Source organism: Pseudomonas sp. B21-010 (genome assembly GCF_024749325.1).
Lineage (GTDB): Bacteria > Pseudomonadota > Gammaproteobacteria > Pseudomonadales > Pseudomonadaceae > Aquipseudomonas > Aquipseudomonas kilonensis.
Genome location: NZ_CP087198.1, coordinates 4,748,659 through 4,770,868, shown reverse-complemented (window position 1 = coordinate 4,770,868; position 22,210 = coordinate 4,748,659). Strand labels below are relative to the sequence as shown.

The window sequence follows — 22,210 nt, the reverse complement described above, 5'->3', positions numbered from 1 at the left end:
TTTGCTTTAAGCGCACACCGGTAGCACACTCCACAAAAGCAAAAAATTAGCTTTTGCGAATACTCCTGTGGAGCGTGCCCATGTCCCGTCCAGCTTCGACCCGCGCCAGCCTGATATTCCTGGCGCTCACCTTGCTCGGTTTTCTCGCCGCGTCCAGCGCGCCGACGCCGTTGTACCACCTCTACCAGGAACAATTGCAATTTTCCCCGGCCGTCCTGACGCTGATTTTCGGTGTGTACGCGTTCAGTCTGTTGGCGGCCTTGCTGACCGTGGGATCGCTGTCGGATTACCTGGGCCGCAAACCGGTGATCTTCGCGGCATTGTTGCTCAATATGCTGGCGATGCTGCTGTTCATCAGCGCCGACAGCGTTGCCTGGTTGATCAGTGCCCGGTTGATCCAGGGATTTGCCACCGGCATGGCCACCAGCGTGCTGGGGGCTGCCTTGCTGGATTTCGACCGTCGCCAAGGCCCATTGATCACCAGTGTCGCGCCGCTGTTGGGCATGGCGTGCGGGGCGCTGGGCTGTGGCCTGCTGGCTGAGTTCGCGCCCTTGCCCTTGCAACTGACGTACTGGCTGCTGTTGGGCTTGTTCCTGGCCCAGGCCGTTTACCTCTGGCGCCTGGCGGAAAGCGTCAGCCCGCAACCCGGTGCCTGGCAGTCCCTGCGGCCAACCCTGCATGTGCCGCCCCAGGCGCGGCAAGCCTTGTGGCGGGTCTTGCCGCTGGACCTGGCGGCCTGGGCCGTGGGCGGTTTCTACCTGTCACTGGCACCGTCCCTGGTGCGGGCGGCAACCGGATCGACCTCCAACCTGATCGGTGGCGCGCTGGTGGCGGTGTTGACCCTCAGCGGCGCGTTATCCATCTACCTGTTGCGCAACCAAGGTGCAGACAAAATGTTGCGCCTGTCCGCGAGCTTGCTGGTGATTGGCCTGGCATTGGTGCTGGCGGCGGTGCATGGCGCTAGCTTGCCATTGTTCTTCATTGGCACGCTGGTCACCGGTGGCGGCTTTGGCGCAGGATTCCTGGGGGCGCTGCGCAGCATCATGCCGCTGGCCTTGCCCCACGAACGGGCCGGTTTGATGTCGGCGTTCTATGTCCTCAGTTACCTGGCCTTCAGCCTGCCGTCGCTGCTGGCGGGGAACCTGACGCGAGTGTTCGGATTGATCCCGACCACCGATGGTTATGGCGCGGTGTTGATTGTGCTGTGTGTCGCTGCGCTGTTGGGGTTACGTCAATCCATGAGACCGGTCAGCGATGGCGCGCGGCCTTGAAACCAAGGGTGCAGGCGCCGCTGGCAGTGGGTTAGTCTTGGCGCCTCGGTCTTTTTTTCGGACGATCTCTTGAAAATCATTCGCAGCAAATCCTTCACCGGGGACCGCGCCTGGGCGGCGCTGGATATCGCCAACATGAATGGCATCACCACGCGCCTGCACTGGACCGATCAGCCGTACAAATGGCACGTCAATGACGGCGAGGAAGTCTTCGTGGTGCTCGATGGGCAAGTGCGGATGTGCTATCGGGAAGAGGGTGTCGAAAAGGAGACCTTGCTGGAGGCCGGGGACATTTTTTACGCCTCGGTGGGCACCGAACATGTGGCCAGGCCCTTGGGCGAAGCGAGAATCCTGGTGATCGAGACCGAAGGCAGCGTCTGATAGCTATCTGTGAAATCGATAACATATAGAGAAATTACCCGTTATATAGATATTTGATCTGGCTCTAGCATGGCGTCACCTCATCCGAGGACAGGAGTTCGCCATGACATGCTGCGCTGCAAAAAACCGCTTGCGTCCATTGAGCCATTTGCCCAGGCCGCTGGAGGCCATTCGCCAATTCACGCCTAACTGGTTTGCCGTGGTCATGGGCACCGGAGTGCTGGCGCTGGCCTTGGCGCAATGGCCTGGGAATGTGCCGGGCCTGCGCCTCTTGGGTGAGGGTTTGTGGTTGTTCAACACGCTGTTGTTCGTGGTGTTCGCCCTCCTGTACACGGCCCGTTGGGTGTTGTTCTTCGACGAAGCGCGACGGATTTTCGGCCATTCAACGGTCTCGATGTTTTTCGGCACCATTCCCATGGGGCTGGCGACCATCATCAACGGCTTTTTGGTATTTGGGCTGCCGCGCTGGGGGGAGGGCGTGGTGGCGGTGACAGAGGCGTTATGGTGGATCGACGTGGTCATGTCGCTGGCCTGTGGTGTGCTGATCCCGTTCTTGATGTTCACCCGCCAGGAACACCGCATCGGCCAGATGACCGCCGTGTGGCTCTTGCCGGTGGTGGCTGCCGAAGTCGCGGCGGCCAGTGGCGGGCTGTTGGCGCCGCATCTGGCCGACGCTCATGGGCAACTGGTCATGCTGGTGACCAGCTACGTGTTCTGGGCCTTTTCCCTGCCGGTGGCGTTCAGCATCCTGACGATTTTGCTGTTGCGCATGGCGCTGCACAAACTGCCTCACGAAAACATGGCCGCCTCGAGCTGGCTGGCCCTCGGCCCGATCGGCACCGGCGCCCTGGGCATGTTGCTGCTGGGCAACGATGCCCCGCTGATTTTTGCCGCCAATGGCCTGCCCGGCGTGGGCGAAATCGCCGCCGGGTTGGGCCTGGTGGCCGGTATCACGCTGTGGGGGTTGGGGTTGTGGTGGATGTTGATGGCACTGCTGATCACCGCGCGCTACCTGCGCGCAGGCATTCCCTTCAACCTCGGCTGGTGGGGCTTTACCTTTCCCCTGGGCGTATACGCGCTGACCACGCTGAAGCTTGCGGACCTGCTGGGCCTGGGTTTTTTCAGCGTGTTCGGGGCTGTGCTGGTGGCGATGCTGGTGGTGATGTGGCTGATCGTCGGGCGGCGTACGGTGCAGGGCGCCTGGCACGGTGAGTTGTTTGTGTCGCCCTGTATTGCAGGGCTGGCGAAATAATCGCTAAAGACAGGTAATGTGTGGCCTGGATCGAAAAACGTTCACTCCAATAAGCGTCCACGCCACTCAGGAACATGGAAGATGAGTCACCCTTCGCAGTTCACCTTGCTTCGCACGCGGCGATTCCTGCCGTTCTTCATCACGCAGTCCTTGGGCGCGTTCAACGACAATATTTTCAAGCAGTCGCTGATCCTCGCCATCCTCTACAAATTGACCATCGAGGGGGACCGCTCGATCTGGGTCAACCTCTGCGCGCTGCTGTTTATCCTGCCGTTCTTTCTGTTCTCCGCTCTGGCAGGGCAGTTCGGGGAAAAATTCGCCAAGGACGCGTTGATTCGTCTGATCAAGCTCGGCGAAATCGCCATCATGGCGGTCGGCGCAGCAGGGTTTCTGTTCGATCACTTGTCGCTGATGCTGGTGGCGCTGTTCGCCATGGGCACGCATTCGGCGTTGTTCGGCCCGGTGAAGTACTCGATCCTGCCCCAGGCCTTGCGTGAGGAAGAGTTGGTCGGCGGCAACGGCCTGGTGGAGATGGGCACGTTCCTGGCGATCCTGGCCGGCACCATCGGCGCCGGGATCATGATGTCCTCGGCGCAATACGCACCCGTGGTGTCCACCGCGATCATCGGCGTTGCCGTGCTCGGTTACCTGGCCAGCCGCAGCATTCCGCGCGCGGCCGCGGCCTCGCCGCAAATGCGCCTGAACTGGAACATCTTCAGCCAATCCTGGGCCACCCTGAAACTGGGGTTGGGGCAAACCCCGGCGGTGTCCCGGTCGATTGTCGGCAACTCCTGGTTCTGGTTCGTCGGTGCGATCTACCTGACGCAGATCCCCGCCTATGCCAAGGAGTGGATGCACGGTGACGAAACCGTGGTGACCTTGATCCTGACGGTGTTCTCGGTGGGGATCGCCTTGGGTTCGATGCTCTGCGAAAAGCTTTCCGGGCGCAAAGTCGAGATCGGCCTGGTGCCGTTCGGCTCGTTCGGGCTGACGGTGTTCGGTCTGCTGCTGTGGTGGCATTCCGGTGGAATCCCCGACAGCGTCGAGGGCCATGGTTGGCTTGAAGTGCTCGGTTTCGGTCACGCCTGGCTGGTGTTGATCGACATCCTGGGCCTGGGTGTCTTTGGCGGTTTCTACATCGTGCCGCTGTACGCGCTGATCCAGTCGCGCACGGTGGAGAACGAGCGGGCGCGGGTGATTGCCGCCAACAACATTCTCAACGCGTTGTTCATGGTGGTCTCGGCCATCGTCTCCATCGTGTTGCTGAGCCTGGCCAAGCTGTCGATCCCGCAGTTGTTCCTGGTGGTGTCGTTGCTCAACATCGGCGTCAACGCCTACATCTTCAAGATCGTTCCTGAGTTCAGCATGCGTTTCATGATCTGGCTGCTGAGCCATTCCATGTACCGCGTGGAGCACCGCAACCTGGAGGCGATCCCGGATGAAGGCGCTGCGCTGTTGGTCTGCAACCACGTCTCCTTCGTCGATGCCTTGCTGATTGGCGGCGCGGTGCGTCGGCCGATTCGCTTCGTGATGTACTACAAGATCTACAACCTGCCGGTGTTGAATTTCATCTTCCGTACCGCCGGGACGATCCCGATTGCCGGGCGCCAGGAAGACATTCACATCTACGAAAAAGCCTTCAAGCGAATCGCCCAATACCTGAAGGACGGCGAGCTGGTCTGCATCTTCCCTGAAGGAAAACTGACTGGCGACGGTGAGATCAATGAGTTCAAGAGCGGACTGACACGCATCCTCCAGGAAACCCCGGTACCGGTGATTCCCCTGGCGTTGCAGGGTTTGTGGGGCAGCTTCTTCAGTCGCGACCCGGCCAAAGGGCTGTTTCGTCGGTTCTGGTCGCGGGTGACGCTGGTGGCGGGTTCGGCGGTCGCGGTGGAAGTGGCTGAGCCGGCGAAGTTGCAGGCGTTGGTGGGGGAGTTGCGTGGGACTGTCCGCTAGAACGAAAAACTGTGGGAGAAGGCCTGTGGGAGCAAAGCTTGCTCGCGATGGCGGCCCTGAGATCGCTATCGCGGGCAAGCCTTGCTCCCACAGGTTTTGTTCCTACAAGTTCCACTGTTCCTGGAAGGTCTTGCTCCTACAGGGAGGGCTCAGGTGCTGACCTTGAGCCCGATCAACCCTGCAACGATCAACGCCACGCTGGCCAGGCGCACCAGTGCCATCGACTCACCAAACAAAATGATCCCGGCGATCACCGTGCCCACGGCACCGACCCCGGTCCAGATTGCGTAGGCCGTACCCAGCGGCAGTTCTTTCATTGCAAGGCCGAGCAGGCCGAGGCTGATCGCCATGGCGGCGATTGTCAGTGCAGTGGGGAGAGGGCGGCTGAAGCCGTCGGTGTATTTCAGGCCGACAGCCCAGCCGACTTCGAACAGGCCGGCAAAAAACAGAATGATCCAGGACATCACACACCTCATCGATGGATGGGGTCGTCCCCGGATAATGATCGCTCTAGCGTTGCGGGGTCGTCCCCGCATTGGGCGCAAGAGTGCCCAATGCTGACGACTCGGTCAAGATTGTCCTTCAGTCCGCCGCTTGACGGGCCTGTAGTTCACGGTCCTGTTTTTCGCTCATGCGCCGGAAGTACGTCGAGAGCAGGGCACCGGAAATGTTGTGCCAGACGCTGAACAGTGCGCTGGGTACCGCCGCCAGTGGCGAAAAGTGTGCACTCGCCAACGCAGCACCCAGGCCGGAGTTCTGCATGCCGACTTCCAGCGCCAGGGATTTACGCTGGGCCAGCGGCAGCTTGAACAGATGCCCGGTGAAGTAACCCAGCAAAAAGCCGAAGCTGTTGTGCAGCATCACCACGGCCATGATCAACAGCCCCGACTCGGCAATTTTTGCCTGGCTGGCGGCAACGACGGCGGTGACGATGATGACGATGCTCACCACCGACACCAACGGCAACACCTCCACCGCATGACGCACCTTGTCCCCCAGCAGCCGCTGCGCCACCACGCCCAGCACGATTGGCAGCAGCACTACTTGCAGGATCGACCAGAACAGCTCCATGAACGATACCGGCAGCCAGGCCGAGGCCAGCAGCCAGATCAGCGCCGGGGTCAGCAGCGGCGCGAGCAGGGTCGTGACGGCGGCGATGGCTACCGACAGGGCCAGGTCGCCACGGGCCAGCCAGGTCATGACATTCGACGAGGTACCGCTTGGGCAGCAGCCCACCAGAATCACGCCGACGGCGATTTCCGGTGGCAGGTGGAACACCTGGCAGAGCAACCAGGCCACACCGGGCATGATCACGAAATGCGCGACCACGCCGAGGGCCACGCGCCAGGGATGGCGTGCGACTTCGGCGAAGTCTTCGAGCTTGAGGGTCAGGCCCATGCCGAACATCACCAGGCCCAGCAGCGGCACAATGGCGCTTTTTAGACCGATGAACCAGGCCGGCTGCAGAAACGCCACCACCGCGAAAATCAGAACCCAGTAAGCGAAGGTATTGCCGACAAAGCGGCTCAATGCAGCCAGTGCGCGCATGACCTGATCCTTATTAATAAGAACACCGAATACTAATGTGGGAGCGAGCTTGCTCGCGATGGCGGTGTGTCAGTCAACATCTCGGTGGCTGTCATACCGCTATCGCGAGCAAGCTCGCTCCCACAGGGGAGGGGTGGGGTTTAGATCCCCTGCGGAATCTCTTCCCCACCCAAGGCTTCAACCAGCGCCGGCAGGAACTCGCCGAACGTCAACATCATCAGTGTGAAGCTGGCGTCCAGTTGGCCGAGGGCTTCGTCGCCACCGTCCTGCTCTGCCTGGTCCTGCAGCAGGTCTTCGAACTTCAGGCGCTTGACCACCATCTTGTCGTCGAGCACGAAGGACAGCTTGTCCTGCCAGGCCAGGGACAGTTGCGTGACGACCTTGCCGGTGTTCAGGTGCAGCTGGATTTCGTCGCTGGTCAGGTCCTGGCGCTTGCAGCGCACGATGCCGCCGTCTTCGTGGGTGTCGCGCAGTTCGCATTCATCCAGCACGAAGAAATCGTCCGCGGCTTTCTGGGTCTTGACCCAGTCGGTCATGGTGGCGGTCGGGGCCATTTTTACTGTCAGTGGACGTACCGGCAGCGAGCCGATGACTTCGCGCAGGGTAGACAGCAGGTCTTCGGCGCGTTTCGGGCTGGCCGAGTTCACCAGGATCAGGCCCTGTTTCGGCGCGATGGCGGCGAAAGTGGACGAACGACGGATGAACGCACGGGGCAGGAACGCCTGGATGATTTCATCCTTGAGCTGGTCCCGTTCCTTTTTATAGACCTTGCGCATTTGCTCGGCTTCGATCTCTTCGACCTTTTCCTTCAGGGCATCGCGTACGACGCTGCCCGGCAAGATGCGTTCTTCCTTGCGCGCGGCGATCAGCAGGAAATCCTGGCTGACGTGCACCAGTGGTGCGTCTTCGCCTTTGCCAAACGGCGCGACGAAACCGTAAGTGGTCAACTCCTGGCTTGCACATGGACGCGCCAGTTTGCTGGCCAGTGCAGTTTCCAACGCCTCGGCATCAAAAGGCAGATCTTGGGTCAGGCGATAGATAAGCAGGTTTTTGAACCACATGGGGTGAGTCTCTCCTTTATACAAAGGGGGGCATTATTCTCTTCGCAGCGCCATAGGCCAACCCTTCGCTAAGCCTTTGGAAGGCCTGAAAAAATTAATTTAAAAAGTGCTTGCCAGCTCAAAGAGTGCTCCGTAGAATGCGCGCCACACCGAAAGCGAAGGGTGATTAGCTCAGCTGGGAGAGCGTCTGCCTTACAAGCAGAATGTCGGCGGTTCGATCCCGTCATCACCCACCATTCGTTCAAAGTGTTACGCGCAGCGGTAGTTCAGTCGGTTAGAATACCGGCCTGTCACGCCGGGGGTCGCGGGTTCGAGTCCCGTCCGCTGCGCCATATTCGGTAACCTGGAACACTGAACGCCAGGTCACCACGGAAAGCCCGCTAACGCGGGCTTTTTGCTGTTTGCAGTTCCTGTGGTGTGCGTTGCTCATATTTTTTTTGCTGAATTTGCTAATTAAATCAGCACGTTACAAAAAACTGTGAGAGAATGCGCCCCGCATCGAAAGTGAAGGGTGATTAGCTCAGCTGGGAGAGCGTCTGCCTTACAAGCAGAATGTCGGCGGTTCGATCCCGTCATCACCCACCAAACTTTCAGTGTTACGCGCAGCGGTAGTTCAGTCGGTTAGAATACCGGCCTGTCACGCCGGGGGTCGCGGGTTCGAGTCCCGTCCGCTGCGCCATATTCGGTTATCTGGAATGCTGAACGCCAGGTGGCTACTAGAAACGACGCTTTTCCTTTACGAGGGGAGAGCGTCGTTTTTTTTGCTCTTTGTTTTTTGAAGTGGTGTGCATATCCGTTACCAAAAAAACGGATATACACCCCAATCCAACCTCTACAGCTCAGCATTCCGCCGATGACGATAATCGCTGACCGCCTCATACACCGCCTTGCGCAAGCGATTGATCCCACCAATAGGCCGATGCGCCTCAATCCCAAACCAAGGATTGAACGACTGATTATCACAAGCCAGATTCAACTTGGGCGTATCAAAATCCTGAGCCGGCACCTTGATCCGCGCCACGGTCTCGAACGGCGCATCACTTTCCTGCCACTCAATACTGGTGTCTTCAATCGGCATGTACTTGCCCGGATCCTGACGCTGGATCTGCAACACAAAACACGCCGGCACCCGGTCGGTGGATAACTGCTGGTTCAATGCGCTACGCAAGAAGTTCGGCAGGTCCTGATTCTGCGGAGGCAAGGTGTAGCTTGGGCAACTGTCCGGGTCCGGTGCGACGCGAAACTTGGCGTTGGCCTCGCCGAACTTATAGGGCGATACCGAGAAGTAAGTGGTCTGGGTCGGACTGGCCGGTGGCGGTGAGAGGGTCGCCAGGGCGATGAATAAATGCCGAATCTGCCAACTGCGCGGGTCGAGGCTCGGAAAAAAGGCCATCGCCTTCTTCCCGTCAGCCTGAGCGGCCACATTCTGACGGTACTCGGCGACATCACTGACAAAGAAGTTCGGATGGTTGAACATCACGAAATCCTGCTCACCTTGTGATTGCCGGTCAGCGAGCAGTTGCTTGCCCGGTACGTTCATCAGCTTGATCGCCATCCCCCGTGCATCGCGAAGGCTGTCGAACTGCGGATAGGCGTTGCCGTTGGACAGGCGAATCGTCGCCTGCCAGACCTTCCCCGGCTCGGCGAATACCCCTTGGCGCAACGGTGCCGGCAGGTCGCTCGGCACCTGGACTTCGGCCATGACACAGCCGTGGGCCTTGGCGTGGGCGTCGCGCAGGTAGCGTGTGCTTTCGCGGTGCTGATCGACGATGCGAATAGCGGTCTGGATGATGTCCTGGGTCATGGCCGCTTCGCCGGGCGCAACCTGTTCCTTGTCCGGGACCGGTCCCTTGTGTTGCCAGGCAAACCAGGCCGTGGACAGTGCCCAGCCGAGCAACCCGATGCCCAGCAGCCACAGGAGCGTCTTGCCCAAAAAGGCACCGAGGCGCAGCCAGAGCGTGATCAACATTGAAACTTCCTTTTACCTGTGGGGTTCATCATTACAGTTGCGTCTCTAATGGCCCGCCCAGCACCTTTAAATACTCGAGCAAGGCCCAGCGTTCCTGCGGTTGCAGCAGACGCCCGATGACGCCGTTGCCGCGCTCGCCCGCGCGGAATTCATGGCCGCTGTTGTGGTTGCCAGTGATCCGGGTATCGAAGAGAAATGCGTTGGTGAAGGCTTCGGTGCGATAGCCCAGGTGGCGCGGGTCGTATTCGAAGTTGCCTTTATAGAACGCGGTCGCGCGCTCGTCCTGGGGGGACAGCAGTTGATAGATCGTCGGCACCGAGCCGTTGTGCAGGAACGGTGGCGTGGCCCAGACGCCCGCCAGCGGCCGGGCCTTGTAGGCGCGCAATTCACGTACGCCGATGGGCAAGCCGAAACCGTCCAGCGCCGGGCGCTCGGCGGGGGTGACGCCGGCGTCGCGGTAAGCGCGGTTTTCGACGAATGCCGTAACGTAGGCCAGGCCCTTGGCGACCGTGAGTTGGCTCAGGTCCAGCGGTTCTGTCGGGGTCGGGTGCAGTTGCACGTCCAGCTTCGCCAGCTCGGCCGGATCCCACTGCAGGCTGGTCAGGTCGAAGCGGTGGTCAGCGATGTTATTGGCAGTGCCCGGGTCGGTGCCGATCACCTGCACGGGCAGCATGTGCAATTGCTGGACCGGCCTGTCGGGCCCTTGGACCACCTTGGGTACATGGCAGCCGGTGCAGTTTTCGGTAAACAGGGCTCGGCCCTTGGCGGCCAGAGGTTTGTCGATGGGGCCCAGTAGCGCTTCCGGCCATACAGGCGGCTTGAGCAGTTGCAGGGTTTCTTCGATCTTGTTCAAGTCGCGCACACGCACGCTGGAGGGGTATCGCGCATCGCCCTGCAGCGGTTTGCCTTGGGCGTCGAAGAAATTCAGCGTGGCGCCGACCCCCAACGCCTCACCGACGTTGCGGGCCATCGGTTGCTGGGCCGATCCGTTCCACTGCACCCAGTCGAACGTCCATATGTCCCACAACTGCGGGTAATCCACGGGGGCGTTGGCCACCCGGTAGTTTTGCGGCGAAATGGCGTCGCCGAAGCTGGCGTTGGCGATGCGACCGAAGGCGTCGGTACGGCCAGGCCCTTCTTCGGTGGGGTAGAGGCCACGATGGGTGTCGTTCCAGGCCACCCGCAGGAACGTATCCAGGGAGACTTTGAAGGCCTTGCGCAATTCCTCGTGGCGGGCGTCGTAGTCCTTGCCCAGCACTTGGCGGGCGAAGCGCTCGAATTTCCAAGGGTTGTAGTAGGTAGACGCCAGACTGGCGACCAATGCTTGTCCGAAACTGCCACCACGTAATGTAGGAACACTGGAGGGCAGCACGTGCTGAGCCGAGCCGCCGTCGATCCGTATCGCCTGGCCCTTGAAGCGCAATTCGCCGGTATGGCACGCCGCGCAGGTGATATCCAGGAACTGCTCGGTGCTGCCCGGGTTCTGGTGCCGCGCAAATCCTACCGGCAAGTTGCCGGGATTGGCCGACGAGGCTTTCTGCGCCGGATCGACCAGGAACCCAAAGCGCGCCAGGTACTCAGGCGATGCGAAGCGTTGTTGCGAAAACGGTAATTCGAGGGCGGTGAACCAGTCGTAGCGAAGGCCTTTGACCTGGGTGCCCTGGGGCGTGAAGTAATACGTCTGGCGCTCGGCGGCACTCCATTGGTCCAGGTAATTCACCTGTTCGACGGGCGTGTAGAACGGCAAGCGAGGATTGGCGACGTAATAAAGCACCACGGCCACGACAATGATCAGCAGCGCGAGGAGCAGCAAGAGGATGCGAGAGAGAAGGCGCACGGGTAACGTCCTTGTTTTTTTGATAAGCCCTTATGCCTCAGTGCCGCCCGGCGGGCAAGTGGCCATTACCCCTGGCCTGTGTAGGGCGGCAATTTGTCCCTGTACGTAACAGATGACAGATGCTTCATTCTTCCAGGATTAAAAAGCGTTTGCGGACCTGAACTTATCATTACTTTGTGGCTCACATGCCGGTAGCCATTGGTCGTGGCCGCCTGATAAGCTCGCGGCTTTATTCGATTGCCCTTTAGGCGCATGAACAAGGAAATAGCATGAAACAGCATCGGTTGGCGGCGGCGGTGGCCCTGGTTGGCCTGGTACTCGCGGGTTGCGACTCGCAGACCAGCGTAGAGCTGAAGACCCCGGCGCAGAAAGCTTCCTACGGTATTGGCCTGAACATGGGCAAGAGCCTGGCTCAGGAAGGCATGGATGACCTGGACTCCAAAGCGGTCGCCCAGGGCATCGAAGATGCCGTCGGCAAGAAAGAACAGAAGCTGAAAGACGAAGAACTGGTCGAAGCCTTTGCCGCACTGCAAAAGCGTGCCGAAGAGCGCATGGCCAAGATGAGCGAAGAGTCGGCAGCCGCCGGCAAGAAATTCCTCGAAGAAAACGGCAAGAAAGCCGGTGTTACCACCACCGCTTCCGGCCTGCAGTACGAAGTGGTCAAGAAAGCCGACGGTCCACAGCCTAAGCCGACCGACGTAGTGACTGTCCACTACACCGGCAAGCTGACCAACGGCACTGTGTTCGACAGCTCCGTTGAACGTGGCAGCCCGATCGACCTGCCGGTCAGCGGCGTGATCCCGGGTTGGGTCGAAGGCCTGCAACTGATGCACGTCGGCGAGAAGTACAAGCTGTACATCCCGAGCGACCTGGCCTATGGCGCCCAGAGCCCGAGCCCGGCCATCCCGGCCAACTCGGTCCTGGTGTTCGACCTGGAACTGCTGGCGATCAAGGATCCGGCAAAAGAAGACGCAGCCAAGTAATCGCGTCTGCTATAACGACAACGCCTCGCTTATGCGGGGCGTTGTCACATCTGGGCTTCGGCAAAATGGCAAAAAAACCGAACGCACGATGCAGGGTATAGTCATAGGCAATACAGGCGCTGTGCTAGACGCAGTCAGCCGGTCAAGTCAATGAAATATTGGGTTTTTTTATGTGAGTAAAAAACGCCCGATCTAAGCCGGGCCCTTATGAAACGGGGGCTTCAGCGGTGAAATGCAGCTCTGTTCACAAGGTTATCCACAATTTGTGTGGATAACATTTCAGTGGGAGAAAAAATGAAGGCCCCGTGGAATTTTGCGCGATTTCTGCCCTTGGCAGGCCGCCTGCTGGCCCGCGGTCGATTGCCTACGTTGTTGTTCGCCGTCGCCAGCAAAGGCGCCCGAGAGGGCGGACGACTGGGCAAGCTCAAGGAAGACCTGCGTCTGTTGCAGGCCTTGTGCCTGGCCTACTGGCGGGGCGAATACCGCGCTGTCAGCGCCAAGTCGATGCTGTCGGTGGTGGCAGGGCTCATGTATTTCCTCAGCCCCCTGGATGCAATTCCAGATATCTTGCCGATGTTTGGCATGTTCGACGATATCGCGGTGCTGGCCTGGGTCATGAAAACCCTCGACGTTGAACTCGAGGCTTTCCGCGCCTGGCGTTATCGGCAATCGCCCGAGAAGCTTGCCCGGGTCGAAAGGCTTCCCGATACCCCGGAACAACTTCAACTCCAAGGTCAGAAAGAAACCTGATTCGGTAGCACTTGCCCCAGAGAATTCATCGCCCCGCGACCTTAGCCGGTATTAGGATTACACTTCTAAGAAAAAAGGCTGGCTCGCTAAGTGTTGTTGTCCTACGGGGTAGACATGGATATTCAAGTAATCACACGTGACGGAGAGCCCGAATACGCGGTTTTGCCGTGGGATCAGTACCAGTCGTTGTTGAAGGCAGCAGGCATCGATCAAGCTCCGCCGCGCGAAGCGACAGTCCGTCACGCGGCGGCACCGGGCCAGGTTCTCCCTGGCCTGGATCAATTACGCAGTTTACGCGAAGGGAAGGGCATCGCCATCGAGGCGCTGGCCCGCACGGTAGGTATCAGCCCGTCTTATCTGGCCTTGATCGAGAGCGGCGAGCGTCAGCCCGATGCCGCGATTCGGCGCAGTCTGGCCTGGGAGTTGACGGTGCCGGGTTGGAGGGAAGAATCGTGAGCGTACGCATCAGTCGGCAGCATTGGGATGGGTTGTTGGGTGAGTTGGACCAGGCGCGCCGCCAGCGCCATTTGTTGACCTACCGCGCGTTGCTGGAGCGTCTGCAACTGCCCAGCCCGGCCATGCAGACCTTGACCGCGGCCCTGGAACACCTGGCGGCGCTGGACGCCCGGGCGGAACAGCCGCTGCGCAGCTCATTGGTGATCAGCCAGGGCGCCAGTCGGTTGCCGCGCACGGGGTTCTTCGAGTGTGTAGAACGCTTGGGTCGCTTTTCCGGGCCTTCCGATGGCGTGGCCGCTGCTTCCTGGCACGCTTCGGAAGTGGTCCGGGTATTTGAATACGAATACCCCGAGTCGGCGGAGGCCTGAGTGCTCTGGCGACTCAAGGCGCGGGCCGGTTACTGGCTGGCGCGTCGGTTGTTTCATTGGTCCTGGTTCGTTCGTCAGCCGCGTGGCTGGGCCTGGCTCGAGGGTCAGTTCTCGCGCATGGCGAACTTGGGCGACGTCGGTGCGCAAAGCTTCTATGGGCATATCCTCACGTTTCGCGGCCAAGGGCTGGGCGCCCGGGAAGAAGGAATTCGCCTGCTGCGGCTGGCGGCATTGGCCGGTGATGGCAAGGCCGCCTACCAGGTTGGCGTGATCAGCCTGGCCGGCACAGCCAGCAAGGCGCCGGACCCGGTTGAAGCGGCGCGTTGGTGGACCTTGGCGGCGAAAGCCGGGCATCCGCTGGCCGAAATCAAGCTCAAATCACTTGAAGCTCACGATATCTAGGGCTATCCACAGGCGATTCGTTGTGCAGGTCAGACGAATTTAGCGAATCGCCCTACGCGCTCTGTCTCCTTCCCCTGACTTAATTCCCCTGTCATCCCCGGCAAAGTCTCGCGCTCCCTGAGTGCTGCGAGACGTCTGCCCATGTTCGACCGTTTTTTCCTGCCGGCCCTTGAGCGAGCCCTGTCCTGATGGATCAGGTGAGCCGAATCGAGCAGGAACTCGACAGCTTCAAAGGCACCTTGTCGGTCTACCGCGAGCAGCTCGAGCGCTGGTACAGCCGAGCGGCGGACCGTGCCAGTCATGCCGCTGACTTGCCGTCACTGATGGGCATGGAGCGGCTGATCCGCTTTGGCGACAGCACCACCGCTGTCAGCACCGGTGACGATGACTTCCTCTCCACGGTCGTCCAGTGCCCCAAGGGCGGGCCGATGACGATCGAAAGCAAGTTCGAGTCGGTGTACGACATCCCGTTGGGCGACATCGTGGTGGATGTGGTGGATGTGGCCAGCGGCGAGGTCACTCCAGTCACCCTGGATGCCCAAGGCCTGGGGACCTTCACGGGGGAGGCGGGCAAGTCCTATCGGGTTCACGTTCAGGGCGAGGTGTCCGCCAAGCAAATCGCGAATCTGTTTTCTTCCTACGATGGTCTGACCACCGATCTGACGGACTGGCTGCGCGGCGAGTGGCAGGGTTTCAAGCCGCGATGGGCACAACAATCGCTGTCGACTTCGGCGGCGGCGGTGGGCAACGGGTTACTCGCCGGCAGTTGGGCGGCGATTGAAAGTGTATGGGACAGCATCAGTTTGCTCTCGGACATCCTCAAGGACCCCGGTCAGTTTGTTGAGCGGTTGGGCGAAAGCGCTGATCAGTTGAAAAAACTGGCTCAGGACACGCCGCAAGTGATGGCCAAGCTGCAACTGCTGGCCAGCGACGAAGCGGCACTGTGCCTGTTGGTGCGCACTGCCAGCCTCTGGCTGGAGATGTTGCCGCCTAGTGAAGTCGCTGGCGAAACGGCCAAAGGGTTCTCGACCGTGGCGGTGCAACTGGTAATCGACTTGCTGATCGGTGTGGTCTTGACCTTTGCCGGGGCAGGGGCCGGGATTGCCTACCTGTCGATGCGGTTGGCCAGGCACGGTGCAACCCTGCTGAACGCCATGCAGCGTTTTATCCGTGCGATCTTCGCGGTGGTCAACGGCTTCATGACCTACGTGGATCGCTACAAAACCGTGGCGGCACGCGGTATCGCGGCTGGCGTGAAAAAGGGCCGGATGCAACTGCGCTGGGATGCGCAGCGCAACACCACGCTGAAAAAACACGAACCCCACGACGACGCCCCCGCCCAGTCGAAAAACCCCAACGGCGACCCCGCCGACACCGCGTCCCAGACCCAGACCAGCGGCTGTCCGGTGTCGATGGTCACCGGCGAAGAACTGCTGACCCTCGACGATGGCACCCTCGATGGCCGCTTGCCGTTCGTCTTCACCCGTTTGTACCGCACCAGCGCCGCCGACCTGGATGTCGGCCTCGGGCGCGGCTGGAGCCATGCCCTGGCCCATCGCTTGGAACTTGAGGGCGAGCAGGTCACCTGGGTCGATCAGGAAAACCGCCGCACGATCTTTCCACTGCCCAGCGCCCAGCGTCCGGCGATCCACAACAGCCTGGCCCGCGCGGCGATCTACCTGGGCACCGAGGCGGACGAACTGATCGTCGCCCAGCCCGGGGAAAACGCAGCATTTCTGCACTTTCGCGACGGCCACCTGAGCGCCCTCAGCGACCGCTACGACAACCGACTGACCCTCCAGCGCAACATCCATGGCGACATCTGCCGTTTGGACAACGGCGCCGGGCGCGCCCTGCGCCTGCGTTACGAGCAGCGCCACCTGATCGCCGTCGACTACCAGAGCTTCCACCCGGCCATCACCCTCGACGAAGCCTGGCGGACTGAACAGACGCTGGTTTCCTACCGCTACGACGGACGTTTCCGACTGATCGAAGCGACCAATGCCGCAGGTGAAAGCGAACGCTACGACTACGACGACCAACACGTCATCCTCCAGCGACAACTGGCCGGCGGGGCGAGCTTCTACTGGGAGTGGCAAGGCGTCGGGCCGGCGTCCCGCTGCGTACGGCATTGGGCTTCGTTTGCACAGATGGACAGCCGCTACACCTGGGGCGAAGACGGCAGCGTCACGGTCCGGCACCTGGATGGCAGCCAGGAGGTGTATGTCCACGACGACCGGGCGCGGTTGGTGCGCAAGGTCGAGCCCGACGGCGGCGAGCACCTCAAGGCCTATGACGAACAGGGCCGGTTGATCGCCGAACAGGACCCGCTGGGGGGCGTCAGCGAATACCGCTACGACGACGTCGGACGGCTGGTGGCACTGCTTCCCCCGGATGAGACGCCGACGTCCTACGAATACCGCAACGGTTTCCTGCACACCCGTGCGCGCGGCAAGGCCGTGTGGACCTACCGGCGCAATGCCCGCGGCGAGGTGATAGTCCTCATCGATCCGGACGGCCGGCGCACGGAATATGCCTACGACGCCCATGGGCAACTGCTGGCGACGTATGACCCGGACGGCGGCGAACATCGCTTCACCTGGAGTCGCCTGGGCCAACTGACCGAAGAGATCCTGCCCGACGGCAGTCGCCGGTGTTTTTCCTACGACGCCCTGGGGCGTTTGCTCAGCCGCCAGGACGAACACGGCGCGCTCACGCACTACCAATGGGACGCCGTCGGCCGCCTGCTGCAGGTGACCTTGCCCAACGGTGCCACCCGGACCTGGCGCTACAACGCCTACGGCAAGGTCACCGCCGAATGCGATGAACAGGGCCGTCTGACCCGCTACGAATACGCCGACGACTTGCACCTGGTCAGCCGTCGCCTGAACCCCGACGGCAGCGAGCTGAAGTACCGCTACGACTCGGCGCGGCTGTTGCTGACCGAAATCGAAAACGAATCCGGCGAAAAATATCAGCTGGACTACACGCCCAACGGCTTGATCCGACAGCAAGTCGGCTTCGACGGCCAACGCACCGCCTACGCCTACGACCTCAACGGCCACCTGCTGGAAAAAACCGAGCACGGCGAGGACGGTTCGCAACGGCTCACCCAGTACCAGCGCGACGCGGCTGGGCGGCTGCGGGTCAAGACCTTGCCCGACGGCCAGGCCATCGAATACCGCTACGACGAACTGGGCCGGCTGGTCCACGTCAACGACGGCAGCGATCATCCCCTGGCCTTCGAGTACGACGCCCAGGATCGGCTGGTCTGCGAGCACCAGGGCTGGGGCACCCTGCGTTATCGCTACGACGCCTGCGGGCGCCTCAACCACCTGCGCCTGCCGGACGACAGCCAGCTCGACTACCACCATGCCCCAGGTGGCGCACTGACCGCCATCGACCTCAACGGCACGCGCCTGACCGAACACCGGTTTGACGGCGGACGCGAACGACAACGCCAGCAGGGCCGGCTGCTCAGTGATTACACCTACGATGAACAGGGCCGCCTCAAGGCCCAGACCGTGTGGCAGAACCAACAGCAGCAACTGTTCTGGCGCGATTATGCCTACAGCGCCAAGGGCAACCTGCAAACCCTTTCCGACAACCGAAACCGCCGCAGCTACCAGTACGACCCGCTGGATCGCCTGACCCGCATCGACTTTTCCCACAGCGAACCGCCGGAACACTTCTGCCACGACCCGGCCGGCAACCTGATGATGCAGGACCGCCCCGGCCCGACCACCCTCAAGGGCAACCGCCTGCTGAAGGAGGGCGACCGCCACTACGACTACGACGCGTTCGGCAACCTGATCCGCGAACGCCGCGGCCAAACCTTGGTTAGCGCCTACCGCTACGACAGCCAGCACCGCCTGATCGGCGTCACCACGGCCAACGGCCGCGAAACGTCCTACCGCTACGACGCCTTTGGCCGACGCATCAGCAAGACCGTGGACGGCCTGACCACGGAGTTTTTCTGGCAAGGCGACCAGGTCGTCGCCGAAAACAGCCCGCGCCACCACCGCAGCTACGTCTACGAACCGGGCACCTTCCGCCCGCTGGCGATGCTCGATGGCGAAGGCCCGGAAAAAGCCACGCCGTTCTACTACCACCTCGATCACCTGGGCACGCCCCAGGAACTGACCAGCTACAGCGGCCAGATCGTCTGGTCGGCGCGCTACAACGGCTACGGCAAACTCACTGAACTCACGCACGGTGGCGGCGAACAGCTTGAGCAACCGCTGCGCTTCCAGGGCCAATACTTCGACCCCGAAAGCGGCCTGCACTACAACCGGCACCGCTACTACAATCCCGAGACTGGCCGTTACCTGACGCCCGACCCGAGCAAGTTGGTGGGTGGGCTCAATGGGTATCGGTACACCCTGAACCCGACGGGGTGGGTGGATCCGTTGGGGTTGGTGGATTGTCCGGGGAAGGGTGGGTGTAGGCCGGCGGTTGGGGAGCAGGATCCGGCGGTTAAGGTTGGGGTGGATGAGGGGGAACCGCGGCTGCCGATGACGGCGGAGCAGCGGCGGGCGCGGATTGATGAGTTGGCGGAGGCGAATGCCTACCGGCGCTTGGATGAAATGGAGCGATCGATTGAGGGCGCGCATTTCTTGCAGAAACATGGTGCTCAGACTACGGCCAATTCTCAGTTGGAGCGCGTTAGGACAGGCCGGAACCCGGGCACTGGGGAAATCGATGTTTATGGAAGCGGAAGTAATGCAGGCCTGCCTGCCATTCCGTCTGCCGCAACTCGTTTTTTTAGTCATCGCGACCAACTCAATGCTATTCATCGAGCTCAGTTGATTTTCAGGCGAGTAGGCATTGTGGCGTCTAAGAAACCAATTGAAATGGGGCGGGTAATTGGTGAAGGTTATAAGCGGGGAAGTTTAGAGTATGGTCAAAGTACGAAGGCGATAGTCATTCTGGATGGAAATGGTCGACCTAAAACAGCCTATACAGGATTCGGTATATGAAAAATACATATGATTTGCATGATATCTGGGGGTTGTTGTTTGTTTTCAGTATTGAAAATACTCATGACGTGGCGCGTGAGGAAATAATAACTTCAAAAAATGTAAATGATGATGAGGAGTTGGGTCAACTATTTGATTTGTTGATTCGTCCGGAGTTTTTATTTCACAGCCCAAAAGAGCAAATTTTGTTGATTAATACTCTCAACTATTTCCTAGAAGGCGGTGATAGCTTTGATAGAGTTTTTTTGAATCTTGATACATATTTTGATGACGATGTTAATGATCGGCGCCGATTTATGCGAGTCCTGTTGGCTTCTTTGATGAGATATCAAGCCGAGAGTTGATCGTTCCCACGCTCTGCAGGGGAATGCATCTCGCGATGCTCTGCGTCACCCTTCCAGAAACGGAACGCGGAGCGTCCCTGGTGGCGTTCCCACGCAGGAGCGAGGGAACGATCGAATAGGAAACAATGAAATGATCGATCCAAGCACCGGCCAGCCATATATACCCACACCTGCGTATTTTTTGGGTTGTTTTGACATATATGATCGAGAGGAAACGCTAGGGGAGGAGCTTGAAAAATATGACCCCAACAGTCCTGCGGATCGACAGGAATTAATCTTAAATTACTCGCTGTCTAAAGGTTGGAGCATAACGTACAGGCAAAAGTTCGTACTATATAAAAATTTAGAGGAGGCGCTGCGAGACAGCGGTTATGATTTTCAGGCTTTGCTAGAGCATAACTGTCAGGAATGCTCATCGCTACCCAACGGGTGGGATGCAATGAACGACCCACGAATTTTTTTTGAAGACATATACAGACTGGCGAGTGATCTATGGGCGGATGATCTCCGCAAGGCAGAATCTGAGGATAGATTTGCTTGGGATTATGTATAGCTGAATTGCCGAAAGGGGGGGAGAGGGCACTATATTAATTGGCCATCTTCCACTCGTACAATTTCCTGGCGAGGGAACTTGCTCCCGCTGCACCTGTAGGAGCTGCCGAGCGAAGCGAGGCTGCGATCTTTTCCCTGACAGTTGAATCTCAAGCGAAAGAGCAAGATCAAAAGATCGCAGGCTTCGCCAGCTCCTACAAAGCCCAGCGGGAGCAAGCTCCCTCGCCACGGGGCCGCGCCAGATGTTTCACACCGTCAAACCCAACGCCACCACAGACTCCCGCTCCGCCAAACCCTCCACCAAATACACACTCCCTCCCAAAATCTCCTTGGCATGATGCTTGGCCTGCGAAGCCAGTTCCGCCAACTGGCTGGCATCCAATTCCTCACAGGCCTCGGCGCGCAGGTGCACTACCCCAATCGACAGCGACAACAACGCGAACTCCTGTCGAACGCCCTGTCGGTTCAACGCTGTAAAGCATCCCGCCTCCAGGTGTTCGGGGCGGTAGAAGCGGCGGCAGTGGGTCTGGAAGTCGCTGAGGAGCTGGTCCAGGCGTCTGCGCCAGTCTTCCGGGCCGAGGACCAGCAGGAAGTCGTCGCCGCCGATGTGGCCGACGAAGTCGCGGCTTGGGTCGATGCGTTCGTTCAGGCATTGGGCCAGGCACAGCAGGACTTCGTCGCCGCGACCGTAGCCGTAGATGTCGTTGAAGGGTTTGAAACTGTCGATGTCCACGTAGCAGATCACCGATTCCTGCCGTTGTTGCAGCAGGCGCGTGAGGCATTGCTGGATCGGGACGTTGCCCGGCAGCAGGGTCAGGGGGTTGGCGTAGCGGGCCTGTTGGATTTTCAGTTCGGTGATGAGCTTGAGCACATCGATCACCCGGCCCAGGCCCAAGTAACCGCCGTTGAGGGTGATGATGAAGTCTTCTTCGATGCGTTGTCGGGCGCGGCTGGTGATCAGGCGGCTGACTTGTTGCAGCGACTGGTTCAACTCCACGGCGAGAAAGTCGTCGCTCATCAAGCGGCTGATGGGTTTGCGGGCGAACAGGTCGGTGGCGAAGGGCTTGAGCAAGGCATCCGAGAGCGAATGGCGATGAACGATGCCGCAGGGCTGCCCTTGATCATCCAGCACCGCCAGGGAGTTGAGGTTGGCCTGGCGCCGAAACGCTTCCAGCACGGTGGCTGTCGGCGTGTTGTGGGCCACTGCCGGTTGTTCGTTGAGCAGCGCACTGAGGTCGTTGACCTCATCGTTCAACGTCGCCACGCCGCTGTCCTGCTTGGGCATCAGCGCCCTGGCATCGCGTGACGGTTGTTCCTGAGGCCGGGCCAGCAGATAGCCCTGGACCAGGTCTACGCCCATTTCGATCAGCACCGCCAGTTCTTCCGGCAGTTCGATTCCCTCGGCAATCACCTGGGCGCGGGAGGCCCGGGCGATTTTCAGGATCGAGCCCACGAACTCGCGCTTGAGGGCGTCCTGGTGGATGCCGTCGATGAAATGCCGGTCGATCTTCACATAGTCGGGCCGCAATTCAGACCACAGCCGCAGGCTCGAATAACCGGCGCCCAAGTCGTCCAGGGCAATCGAGAAACCCATCGCGCGATAATGATGCAGCGCGGTTTGCAGGAGCTGGAAGTCATCGATAGGGGTTTGTTCGGTCAGTTCGATCACGACCTGGCTGGGGGCAATGCCGAGGTCCTGCAGCAGTTGCAGTGTGCGCCCGGTCTGGTGCGCGGACTCCAGCAGCGACTCGGGCGAGACGTTGAGAAACAGCTTGCCCGGGAGTTTTTGCTCATTGAAGCGCTGGCAGGCGCTGCGGCGGCAGGCCAGTTCCAGTTCACTGAGGCGGCCGGCCTGGCGCGCCACGGAAAGTAGCGCGATGGGGGAGTGCAACGGGCTGTTGGAGGGGCCGCGGGTCAAGGCTTCATAACCCACGATGCGCCGTTCGGAAAGGCAGATGATCGGTTGGAACAGGCTGTGCAAACCGCTTTGAGCCAGGATCGAACTCAAGGCACTCAGCTGTTCTGTCGTGGTCATGGCAATCTCTGGCGATAAAAAAAGGACCGGGTGCGCGGCACCCAGTCCTGTATTTCACGACAGACT

Annotated in this window: 18 protein-coding genes and 4 tRNA genes; 16 read left to right on the top strand and 6 right to left on the bottom strand. The window is 60.2% G+C overall.

Annotated elements, in window-relative coordinates; all coding sequences use genetic code 11:
• Positions 1-80 precede the first annotated feature (80 nt).
• From LOY50_RS21150 to LOY50_RS21135, 4 genes are all read left to right on the top strand, one after another.
• Complete coding sequence (locus tag LOY50_RS21150) at positions 81-1,271, top strand: MFS transporter (RefSeq protein ID WP_258689106.1); 1,191 nt, start codon at positions 81-83, stop codon at positions 1,269-1,271.
• A gap of 69 nt (positions 1,272-1,340) precedes the next feature.
• Positions 1,341-1,652 carry a cupin domain-containing protein gene (locus tag LOY50_RS21145; RefSeq protein WP_018604299.1) on the top strand — a complete coding sequence of 104 codons (312 nt, stop codon included), beginning with the start codon at positions 1,341-1,343 and terminating at the stop codon, positions 1,650-1,652.
• 103 nt (positions 1,653-1,755) lie between these two features.
• Positions 1,756-2,904 (top strand): TDT family transporter, encoded by a 1,149-nt coding sequence (locus LOY50_RS21140; protein ID WP_258689104.1) that lies wholly within the window; start codon positions 1,756-1,758, stop codon positions 2,902-2,904.
• Between the two features lie 81 nt (positions 2,905-2,985).
• Positions 2,986-4,860 carry an MFS transporter gene (locus LOY50_RS21135; protein ID WP_214509598.1) on the top strand — a complete coding sequence of 625 codons (1,875 nt, stop codon included), beginning with the start codon at positions 2,986-2,988 and terminating at the stop codon, positions 4,858-4,860.
• Between the two features lie 149 nt (positions 4,861-5,009).
• Here LOY50_RS21135 and sugE read toward each other — a convergent pair whose 3' ends face one another.
• The 3 genes from sugE to rdgC all read right to left on the bottom strand — a co-directional run bounded on the left by sugE (position 5,010) and on the right by rdgC (position 7,469).
• Positions 5,010-5,324, bottom strand: a complete 315-nt coding sequence (sugE, locus tag LOY50_RS21130) for a quaternary ammonium compound efflux SMR transporter SugE (RefSeq protein ID WP_014339708.1) — start codon at positions 5,322-5,324, stop codon at positions 5,010-5,012.
• Between the two features lie 118 nt (positions 5,325-5,442).
• Positions 5,443-6,408 (bottom strand): bile acid:sodium symporter family protein, encoded by a 966-nt coding sequence (locus LOY50_RS21125; RefSeq protein WP_214509599.1) that lies wholly within the window; start codon positions 6,406-6,408, stop codon positions 5,443-5,445.
• 140 nt (positions 6,409-6,548) lie between these two features.
• Entirely contained in the window at positions 6,549-7,469 is a 921-nt protein-coding gene (gene rdgC / locus LOY50_RS21120; RefSeq protein WP_014339706.1) for a recombination-associated protein RdgC, read from the bottom strand.
• Positions 7,470-7,629: 160 nt separating this feature from the next.
• On the opposite strand from rdgC, the gene LOY50_RS21115 reads away from it, so the two are divergent.
• From LOY50_RS21115 to LOY50_RS21100, 4 genes are all read left to right on the top strand, one after another.
• Positions 7,630-7,705, top strand: a tRNA-Val gene (locus LOY50_RS21115).
• A 19-nt stretch (positions 7,706-7,724) separates the two neighbouring features.
• A tRNA-Asp gene (locus LOY50_RS21110) sits at positions 7,725-7,801 on the top strand.
• A gap of 177 nt (positions 7,802-7,978) precedes the next feature.
• A tRNA-Val gene (locus tag LOY50_RS21105) sits at positions 7,979-8,054 on the top strand.
• Positions 8,055-8,071: 17 nt separating this feature from the next.
• Positions 8,072-8,148, top strand: a tRNA-Asp gene (locus LOY50_RS21100).
• A gap of 153 nt (positions 8,149-8,301) precedes the next feature.
• Here the strand turns inward: LOY50_RS21100 and LOY50_RS21095 are convergent.
• The gene (locus LOY50_RS21095; protein ID WP_253477139.1) at positions 8,302-9,438 is read right to left on the bottom strand and encodes a catalase family protein; all 1,137 of its coding nucleotides are present in this window, start codon (positions 9,436-9,438) and stop codon (positions 8,302-8,304) included.
• Positions 9,439-9,469: 31 nt separating this feature from the next.
• Complete coding sequence (locus LOY50_RS21090) at positions 9,470-11,275, bottom strand: cytochrome c (RefSeq protein ID WP_258689103.1); 1,806 nt, start codon at positions 11,273-11,275, stop codon at positions 9,470-9,472.
• Positions 11,276-11,544: 269 nt separating this feature from the next.
• Here LOY50_RS21090 and LOY50_RS21085 point away from each other — a divergent pair, with 269 nt between their 5' ends.
• The 8 genes from LOY50_RS21085 to LOY50_RS21050 all read left to right on the top strand — a co-directional run bounded on the left by LOY50_RS21085 (position 11,545) and on the right by LOY50_RS21050 (position 20,110).
• Positions 11,545-12,258 (top strand): FKBP-type peptidyl-prolyl cis-trans isomerase, encoded by a 714-nt coding sequence (locus LOY50_RS21085; protein ID WP_003204577.1) that lies wholly within the window; start codon positions 11,545-11,547, stop codon positions 12,256-12,258.
• A gap of 294 nt (positions 12,259-12,552) precedes the next feature.
• Entirely contained in the window at positions 12,553-13,008 is a 456-nt protein-coding gene (locus tag LOY50_RS21080) for a YkvA family protein (protein ID WP_253477134.1), read from the top strand.
• 114 nt (positions 13,009-13,122) lie between these two features.
• Positions 13,123-13,464 carry a helix-turn-helix domain-containing protein gene (locus LOY50_RS21075; RefSeq protein WP_214509604.1) on the top strand — a complete coding sequence of 114 codons (342 nt, stop codon included), beginning with the start codon at positions 13,123-13,125 and terminating at the stop codon, positions 13,462-13,464.
• Positions 13,461-13,832, top strand: a complete 372-nt coding sequence (locus LOY50_RS21070) for a hypothetical protein (protein WP_003179080.1) — start codon at positions 13,461-13,463, stop codon at positions 13,830-13,832. The genes LOY50_RS21075 and LOY50_RS21070 overlap by 4 nt, the downstream gene beginning before the upstream one ends.
• A complete protein-coding gene (locus LOY50_RS21065; RefSeq protein WP_258689102.1) occupies positions 13,833-14,234 on the top strand; it encodes a sel1 repeat family protein in 402 nt (133 codons plus the stop codon).
• A gap of 188 nt (positions 14,235-14,422) precedes the next feature.
• A complete protein-coding gene (locus LOY50_RS21060; RefSeq protein WP_258689101.1) occupies positions 14,423-19,213 on the top strand; it encodes an RHS repeat protein in 4,791 nt (1,596 codons plus the stop codon).
• Entirely contained in the window at positions 19,210-19,557 is a 348-nt protein-coding gene (locus tag LOY50_RS21055) for a hypothetical protein (RefSeq protein WP_258689100.1), read from the top strand. The genes LOY50_RS21060 and LOY50_RS21055 overlap by 4 nt, the downstream gene beginning before the upstream one ends.
• Before the next feature lie 130 nt (positions 19,558-19,687).
• Complete coding sequence (locus LOY50_RS21050) at positions 19,688-20,110, top strand: hypothetical protein (RefSeq protein WP_258689099.1); 423 nt, start codon at positions 19,688-19,690, stop codon at positions 20,108-20,110.
• Between the two features lie 246 nt (positions 20,111-20,356).
• On the opposite strand, the gene LOY50_RS21045 is transcribed toward LOY50_RS21050, so the two are convergent.
• On the bottom strand, positions 20,357-22,144 hold the full coding sequence (locus LOY50_RS21045) for a bifunctional diguanylate cyclase/phosphodiesterase (protein ID WP_258689098.1): 1,788 nt from the start codon (positions 22,142-22,144) through the stop codon (positions 20,357-20,359).
• Positions 22,145-22,210: the final 66 nt, after the last annotated feature.

Excerpts from the sequence above, each read along its gene's own strand:
- LOY50_RS21150 (WP_258689106.1), top strand. The coding sequence starts at position 81 with ATGTCCCGTCCAGCTTCGACCCGCGCCAGCCTGATATTCCTGGCGCTC.
- LOY50_RS21140 (WP_258689104.1), top strand. The coding sequence starts at position 1,756 with ATGACATGCTGCGCTGCAAAAAACCGCTTGCGTCCATTGAGCCATTTG.
- LOY50_RS21135 (WP_214509598.1), top strand. The coding sequence starts at position 2,986 with ATGAGTCACCCTTCGCAGTTCACCTTGCTTCGCACGCGGCGATTCCTG.
- sugE (WP_014339708.1), bottom strand. The coding sequence starts at position 5,324 with ATGTCCTGGATCATTCTGTTTTTTGCCGGCCTGTTCGAAGTCGGCTGG.
- LOY50_RS21125 (WP_214509599.1), bottom strand. The coding sequence starts at position 6,408 with ATGCGCGCACTGGCTGCATTGAGCCGCTTTGTCGGCAATACCTTCGCT.
- rdgC (WP_014339706.1), bottom strand. The coding sequence starts at position 7,469 with ATGTGGTTCAAAAACCTGCTTATCTATCGCCTGACCCAAGATCTGCCT.
- LOY50_RS21095 (WP_253477139.1), bottom strand. The coding sequence starts at position 9,438 with ATGTTGATCACGCTCTGGCTGCGCCTCGGTGCCTTTTTGGGCAAGACG.
- LOY50_RS21085 (WP_003204577.1), top strand. The coding sequence starts at position 11,545 with ATGAAACAGCATCGGTTGGCGGCGGCGGTGGCCCTGGTTGGCCTGGTA.
- LOY50_RS21080 (WP_253477134.1), top strand. The coding sequence starts at position 12,553 with ATGAAGGCCCCGTGGAATTTTGCGCGATTTCTGCCCTTGGCAGGCCGC.
- LOY50_RS21075 (WP_214509604.1), top strand. The coding sequence starts at position 13,123 with ATGGATATTCAAGTAATCACACGTGACGGAGAGCCCGAATACGCGGTT.
- LOY50_RS21060 (WP_258689101.1), top strand. The coding sequence starts at position 14,423 with ATGGATCAGGTGAGCCGAATCGAGCAGGAACTCGACAGCTTCAAAGGC.
- LOY50_RS21055 (WP_258689100.1), top strand. The coding sequence starts at position 19,210 with ATGAAAAATACATATGATTTGCATGATATCTGGGGGTTGTTGTTTGTT.
- LOY50_RS21050 (WP_258689099.1), top strand. The coding sequence starts at position 19,688 with ATGATCGATCCAAGCACCGGCCAGCCATATATACCCACACCTGCGTAT.
- LOY50_RS21045 (WP_258689098.1), bottom strand. The coding sequence starts at position 22,144 with ATGACCACGACAGAACAGCTGAGTGCCTTGAGTTCGATCCTGGCTCAA.